1 pseudogene is annotated in these 658 nt (G+C 29.2%); it reads right to left on the minus strand.

Annotated features, from left to right (window positions below):
• Positions 1-341, minus strand: a pseudogene (locus KPC_RS20225) (hypothetical protein); the annotation flags it as partial.
• Positions 342-658 lie beyond the last annotated feature (317 nt).

Here is a 658-nt window from a genome sequence, read left to right on the forward strand (position 1 = left end):
ATTTCACCTTCTGTTAAATACCAATTTTCATCTTCCCCTGTAATAAATGGTGGTACCATTTCTGTAATATATCTATTACTTTCTTCAGTTCTCAAGAAATATGTATATATTATTTCCTGCTTTCCATCTTCATCCAATTTTGAAAATGCAGCAAGCAATTTTTGGCCTTTACCAAGATTTGGATACTCAGGATATGTGTAATGTGTCAAGCTACTGCTATTTAAACTTTCATTCCATGCATAAGAGCAAATTGCTTTTTTGGATATGTTGTATAACTTCACAGAGCCATATGCATTTGGAATTTTCTCATTGGCAGCGATTAAGCTTATGCTCTGTTGCATGAATTTACAAAGTTGGAGGATCTCTGATTTAATTTTATTTATACAACAAAGCCCTTTTAATACCCAAAATTAATTACATGATCAATAGACCTCTTGCGAAAGTCAAAATTTGCATGGCTATAAGCTATGATTTTTCAAGAATCATTAGNATTCAAAATCATCAAAAATGATACTTTCGCAAGAGATCTAATTTTAATTAATTATGCAATTATCTTTAACATACTTATTTTCATATTTAAGAACCCTTTTCTCAATATCAAACAANCTNAAACATGATGGATATTTCTTAGTTTTAAATACTTTTCCTTTTTTATAAA

Source organism: Acinetobacter stercoris (assembly GCF_900323515.1).
Taxonomy (GTDB): Bacteria; Pseudomonadota; Gammaproteobacteria; order Pseudomonadales; family Moraxellaceae; genus Acinetobacter; species Acinetobacter stercoris.